Origin of the sequence: Nocardia sp. NPDC050799 (genome assembly GCF_040654015.1) — a bacterium.
Taxonomy (GTDB): Bacteria; Actinomycetota; Actinomycetes; order Mycobacteriales; family Mycobacteriaceae; genus Nocardia.
Window position 1 is genome coordinate 1 of sequence record NZ_JBFAHF010000084.1, and the last position, 5,605, is coordinate 5,605.

The window sequence follows — 5,605 nt, forward strand, 5'->3', positions numbered from 1 at the left end:
CATCCAGCCCAGCCACCCACGCAGCCAGGTTCTCATCGATCGACACGACGAAAGACCATACCGCACAACATAACCAAGTGCGGCTGGAGTACTAGAGGCGTTGAGTCCCCCACTGCACGAGCTTCTCAACAGGGATGTTCCATGCCCGCACCGCGGAGTTGGGGACGAACGTCGTGACTTCCGGAAAGTCCTCCAGGTCCGCGACCGTGGCGAGGAAGTGGAGGTATCTGCCGTCTTCGAGCCGGATCGAGAAGGGTTGCTCACTATCGTCGGGTCCGGGCTCGAACAACAGCTGGGGCTCATCGGCGAGCCACGGTTGCAGCGAATCCTCGGCTTGGGCGAAAGAGACTCCGGTCAGCCAGTCCCGTTGCGGCTGATCGGTGACGAAATCGTCGATCACGGAGAAGCAGAGAGTCGACCAGTCTTCGATATCGCTTGCCCGGCATTGTTGGGCCAGTCCTTGGATGTCGAAATACTCCATCTCGGGATCCGGATAGCCCGCAGCCAAGCTGACAGTGCCGCTGTCGATATCCTGGCCGTCGGCACCGAAGGCCCCCATGGCGGAGTCCACCTCGTCGGCGAACCTGCGATACTCGTCGAGTGTGAAGAATTCACACCAGTCCGGGACTGCGTCGCGCGTGACGGGTGGGTCTGCACGCTCGGCCTGCCAGCAGGCGGCCAGCAGTGGGGCAGCGGATTTCTGCAGGGTGCCCGGTTCTCGGTCTCGGACCAGCTGACGCAGGTAGAATTGCGGGATCACACCTGTCGTGAATTTTGCCGGGGTGTTGGAGCGGATGAGTGGGGTGCGGTTGTAGGGGTTGAGGTCGTCATCTGCACGATCCTGGTAACCCCAGCGGGTCGGTGCGACACGCAACAGGACTTCACCGATGTAGCGCACCGTGCCGGTGGTGAACTCCGCGTTGTCCTCGATGTCGAGGGCGGCCTGGTCCGGACAGCGCGCGAGCACGATCGGTTCCAGCGCGTCCAGGGAGTCGAGGGTGAAGTCGAAAGGAAAGTCCGCGGGCAGGTAGGAACGGCGCCACTGCTGCAGCGCACTTCCCATGCCGGCCAGCCAGCTGTCCAGAAAGACGCGCGCCGGCTCGGTCATGTTCTTGCGGTCCTCGGCCATGTACGCCTCGGTCGGGTCATCTTCATGCACGATGTCCATCCTCGCGTACTGCCGGCGGTTTCCCATCTTTGAGTAGCGCGCTCGATCTCCGGCCCCGAACGTCGGTCGATGCACCTACTGCTTCGGTCGTGAAAATCAGGAGTCGGTTGATCGCTGATTCGGGCGTCGATCGGATGGACGTCGCACTGGAGTCCGGTCGCAAATCTCGACAGCGGTGTCGTAGTCGTTTCTTCACAGGCCGTGTGAGTACGGCTCTCCAGCGCGCGGCGTGCCGTACCGGTCGACCGCGCGTAATTCGCCGATACCCGGATTCTTCCTGGAATGACGAGCCCGCCTGCGTGCCTCGATAGGTCAGCCGCCGCCCGGTCCGGATTATTCGTCGTCGCGGTAGGCGGCGCTGCGGTGGGACAGCCGTTCGGCAAACGATTCGGTCCAGGCCCACTCCCCGGATTCCTCGGCCGCGGCGGTCGTCCGGCGAGGTTGTGGCGCCCGATCGAGGCGCCACCGAGAGGAAGACCGAACCCCGGAAAGCGGGGAAGCTTTCCGGGGTTCAGCGGCCTGGCGGCCAGTCACCTGAGGCTGCGCAGATTTGGGTGCTGCCCTAGGTTGCTCTCGCGAAGTGGACGCGCTGGCGTCCCGGCGCCGAGATCGTCCACTAAGGTTCGCGCGGGGGTGGTGCTGTCACAGGGGGCCGCCGGGGTCGGAGTTGGACCCGGTTTGCAGCAGCTGCAGCACCTGCGCCAGCTGGTCCGCAGATCCGGTGGCAGCTCCGGTCCCCGGGGCGGTATCGGTAACCGGTGCCGCTGGGGTCAACTGCACCGGCGCCGCGGAGGCGGTCCCGGCCGCTACACCCACGCCGGCCGCGGCGATGGAAACGGCGGCGACGACGGTGTTGATGCTGGATCTCACAGTGTTCCTATCATCGGTGTCCCACGTCGGGACGGATCGTTACATCCACATATGCTCGGCGGACGCAATGGCGTTACAGCGTGTTTCAGATTATGTCTATCTCTGCGTTATCGATTGCCCCCAATTCCTGGGGCGCTCGGCTCCTCCCGTCAAGGGTGGACCAACGGACCGGCCGCTTCGAAATGCGGCGACAACAGCTGGAAGAACGACAAACCCGAGTCGCCGTACAAGGTCCACAGAAGCGGCCCGAACAGCTGTTCATCAACCGATGCATATCTGGACACGCGAGAGAGAAATCATCGCTGTTCAACGATGTTCCTTGGTCTCCAATCGTCTATGAATAGCCTTTTTATGAACACCGGTCAGGAGCGGCAAGGGAGGGAGCAGTTCGCTTGGCCGCAAGGCGGTGGTCAGTATCGGCGTTCGGCGGGTCGGAAGGTTTCACTGAGTCGGTTGTAGGCGTCGCGGACCTCGCCGGGGATGCTTTGCTGGACGATGTGGCCTTCGGCGGGGTACTCGTCGAGGCGTTTGATCTCTCCCATAGTGACCGCGACGATCGATTTCGGATGCGGTGCTGTATCGGCATCGGGCCGGTTGCCGTACTTCATGTAGTTCTCCAGGGAGACGTCCGGGGTGGACATGGCGACATGATCGACCGACACACGCTTGCGTTCACATCGGCAACGCCCTGTTGCATGACCGTGGCGCGTGCATGGAACGGGGTACACACCCCGATGAGCGAGGAGATATCGCGGCCGTGATCGGCGAGCAGCTGGACCGAAAAGGCAGCGTTCTGACCCGTGTTGGCGGCCTTGGGTTCCTCGATGATCTGCCGAGGGTCGAGTTTCATCTTCTCCGCAGCCAGCCGGAATTTGGCTGCTTCGCCGTTGCTTCCGGAGAACACGACGGGCACATCGCCGAACCCGCAGTCGCGGACCAGGTTCGCGATCACCGAGGCACCGCCGATGTCTTTGCTGCCAAAAAAGATGATTCCGCCGTAGTTCCGTGCCAGATCGATCTCCCATTTCGGGTCGTAGCGCAGGTAATCCCACAGCTTTCCCAGGCCCGACATCGCCCGGTCCGTATCCACACCGCGATCGCGGAGCTCCCCGAACCATGCAGTGTAGGCATCTTCCCGGCGCCCGCCGTAGACCTGATCGTTCCTGATCAACGCTCGGGCGGACGTATCGATCGGTATCGCAGCATCACGTTCCGCACGGAGAAACATGCCGGCCGATGCCCGGGTCTCGCTGATCAATCCTCGCTGTTTGCCGACCGCGTCCGAGACACCGGTGGTCAACGCGCGTGCAACCCGACCGGCAGCGTCCAGAGCAATCCCCGCCGGGTTATTCGCACCCGGCAGATCCAGGCCACTCATCCGTCCTCTTGAAACTCATGATCCGAAACGACGCGCACCACCATGAGTCCGCTGTCAGCCTGTCGAGGCTAGTACCGGCCTTCTTTCTCTGCATCTCGCGGAGTCCCCGTATCTGGATGCCTCCCACATCCGCCTCCCGTCGCGTACGTCGCCTCAGTCCTCGCTCCGGGAGGAGCGACGCCACACGATCTGTTCATCAACCGATGCATTCTTGAACACTCGCCTTCATCATCATCGCTGGTCAGCGATGTTCTCCCCGTCGAGATCGTCCAAGAAACTCCCATTGGTGAACACCTCTCAACCCGCCCCGAGGGTTGTTGGACATTATTCCGGGATGCCGGTGCGTGCCACCCCGGCGGGGGCGATGGTCGATCCGCTTCGCAGGGCCGGTGTGTCTGCTCGGTCTCCCCGGGCGGTGGTCGTATCGTGCGGCTGACCAGGCGGGTTGGATTGGAGGGAAGGGGAGCTGTCATCGCTGCTCACGGTGCGTCGGTGAGGGTGTGGAAACCAAGTAAGGACGAGATCGGGCAGGCCTACATCCATCACCTGGTCGAGGACCAGGTGATGGGCTTTCAGCCACGGCAGCGGGCCACGGTCGGCGGTGCGGAGGTGAGGGCCTGATGCGACCGGAGTCCACTCCACCCGAAGGCCTGCGGGCGACCGGGACACAGGAGATCGCCGTACGCGGCCGGCGGGCCCGCTACCTCGATGAGGGGACCGGGGTCCCCACGCTGCTGATCCACGGGATCGGGCGCAGCCTCGAAGACTGGATCGAACAGCACCGGTTACTCACCGGGCGCGGGTTGCGGGTCATCAGCGTGGATCTGGCCGGCTACGGAGAATCCGCCCCTCTGAGCGAGCCACACAACCTTCCCGCGCTGGCGGCGTTCGTCGCGGACTTCCTCGACGCCGTGGGCATCGCGGAGCCGGCTCACCTGGTGGGCAACTCCTTGGGTGGTGCCGTCGCCATGCAACTGTCCGCGCAGGCCCCCGGGCGGGTTCGCTCGCTGATCCTCGCCGCCCCCGCCGGATTCGGCCGAGAAGCCGCCCTGTCGATACGGATGCTGTCGATCCCGCCGCTGGGCCGCCTGATAATGCGCACGTGGAGTCCGCGCGCCGCGCGCCGCCTGGAGAAGTCCCTCTTCCACGACACCGCCATGGTGACCGAGGAGCGGATCCAGCTCGGATATCGCCTGGCCCGGCGCCCGCATGGGACGCGGGTTCTCCTCGAGACCGTGACCGCACTGGGTGGCCCCAGGGGCGCCTATGCGGGCTGGCGCACGGAGCTACTGGAGGTCGTGGCCGCGCGCGCCGTGCCGACGCTTATCGTCTGGGGCGACAAAGACCGTCTTTTCCCCGCCGCGCACCTCGACGCCGCCCAGACGCGCCTTCCGCATGCCCGCACCCACCTGTTCCGCGACACCGGGCATGTGCCACAGATCGAACGTGCCGACGAATTCGCGGCGCTGGCGACCGAATTCTGGACAGATCTACCACCGGCATAGCGAACCGATCGAGTCCGGTATCCACCAGACCACGGGCAGGGACCGCCGGCATCGATACACGCTCAGGCGCCGTGCTCCGGAAGACCGCGACTCGCAGCAGTGGATGGCGTGTTCTGGTATGGCCGGATGTCGCCTGAGGTTTCGCAGCTAGCCTGTGGAAATAACGGATCAAGAGGGCCGGCCGTTCATCTGGATTGACGACGAGATCGGCGACAGAGATAGGGAATGGGTGTCGGAACATCATCCCGGTCGAGCTTTTCTATACCGCGTAGACCCACGAGTAGGGCTACGGCTGACCGATCTCGACGCTGTCACCGAATGGCTCGTGTCCACTGCATCACGGTGAGAGCTGCTGGTGGCGATAGGTATCAGGGGTTCCGGTAGTAACCGCCGAAAAACCAACGGATACGGCGTCGCTGCTGGTCAGCGTCGACGTTCGGCTCCCGGGCCCAGGATCGAGGTCAGCTCGCGCATCGCCTGTGGGGACGGTTTGAAGTAGCGGCGCAGGTTCTCGGGTTTGCGGTGTCGGGACTTGGCCATCAGTTCCAGCAGGCTGGCCCCGGATTCTCCGAGGTGGGTCAGGCCGGAATGGCGTAGTTCGTGGAGGTCCCAGCCGGTTCCGGGTCCGTCGAGGGTGGTGGCGGTGTCGAGTAGGTCGCGGGCCTGGTCGTAGGACAGCCGGGC

At 64.1% G+C, this 5,605-nt stretch carries 6 protein-coding genes and 1 pseudogene; 2 read left to right on the top strand and 5 right to left on the bottom strand.

All coding sequences use genetic code 11. From position 1 onward, the window contains the following. Window positions 1-91 precede the first annotated feature (91 nt). The 4 genes from AB0H42_RS35355 to AB0H42_RS35370 all read right to left on the bottom strand — a co-directional run bounded on the left by AB0H42_RS35355 (window position 92) and on the right by AB0H42_RS35370 (window position 3,416). A complete protein-coding gene (locus AB0H42_RS35355) occupies window positions 92-1,168 on the bottom strand; it encodes a hypothetical protein (protein WP_357064157.1) in 1,077 nt (358 codons plus the stop codon). A 642-nt stretch (window positions 1,169-1,810) separates the two neighbouring features. Next, on the bottom strand, window positions 1,811-2,038 hold the full coding sequence (locus AB0H42_RS35360; RefSeq protein ID WP_357064169.1) for a hypothetical protein: 228 nt from the start codon (window positions 2,036-2,038) through the stop codon (window positions 1,811-1,813). Between the two features lie 410 nt (window positions 2,039-2,448). Continuing rightward, entirely contained in the window at window positions 2,449-2,679 is a 231-nt protein-coding gene (locus tag AB0H42_RS35365; RefSeq protein ID WP_357064160.1) for a hypothetical protein, read from the bottom strand. Next, window positions 2,643-3,416, bottom strand: coding sequence for an ElyC/SanA/YdcF family protein (locus AB0H42_RS35370; protein WP_357064162.1), 774 nt, complete (start codon window positions 3,414-3,416; stop codon window positions 2,643-2,645). Before AB0H42_RS35370 ends, AB0H42_RS35365 begins: the two co-directional genes overlap by 37 nt. Before the next feature lie 498 nt (window positions 3,417-3,914). Between AB0H42_RS35370 and AB0H42_RS35375 the strand changes: the two genes are divergently transcribed. Continuing rightward, window positions 3,915-4,037 carry a hypothetical protein gene (locus tag AB0H42_RS35375; RefSeq protein ID WP_357064165.1) on the top strand — a complete coding sequence of 41 codons (123 nt, stop codon included), beginning with the start codon at window positions 3,915-3,917 and terminating at the stop codon, window positions 4,035-4,037. Then, window positions 4,037-4,921 (top strand): alpha/beta fold hydrolase, encoded by an 885-nt coding sequence (locus tag AB0H42_RS35380; RefSeq protein ID WP_357064167.1) that lies wholly within the window; start codon window positions 4,037-4,039, stop codon window positions 4,919-4,921. Before AB0H42_RS35375 ends, AB0H42_RS35380 begins: the two co-directional genes overlap by 1 nt. A gap of 423 nt (window positions 4,922-5,344) precedes the next feature. Here the strand turns inward: AB0H42_RS35380 and AB0H42_RS35385 are convergent. Next, window positions 5,345-5,605, bottom strand: a pseudogene (locus AB0H42_RS35385) (site-specific integrase); the annotation flags it as partial.

Excerpts from the sequence above, each read along its gene's own strand:
- AB0H42_RS35355 (WP_357064157.1), bottom strand. The coding sequence starts at position 1,168 with ATGGACATCGTGCATGAAGATGACCCGACCGAGGCGTACATGGCCGAG.
- AB0H42_RS35380 (WP_357064167.1), top strand. The coding sequence starts at position 4,037 with ATGCGACCGGAGTCCACTCCACCCGAAGGCCTGCGGGCGACCGGGACA.
- AB0H42_RS35365 (WP_357064160.1), bottom strand. The coding sequence starts at position 2,679 with ATGTCCACCCCGGACGTCTCCCTGGAGAACTACATGAAGTACGGCAAC.
- AB0H42_RS35370 (WP_357064162.1), bottom strand. The coding sequence starts at position 3,416 with ATGAGTGGCCTGGATCTGCCGGGTGCGAATAACCCGGCGGGGATTGCT.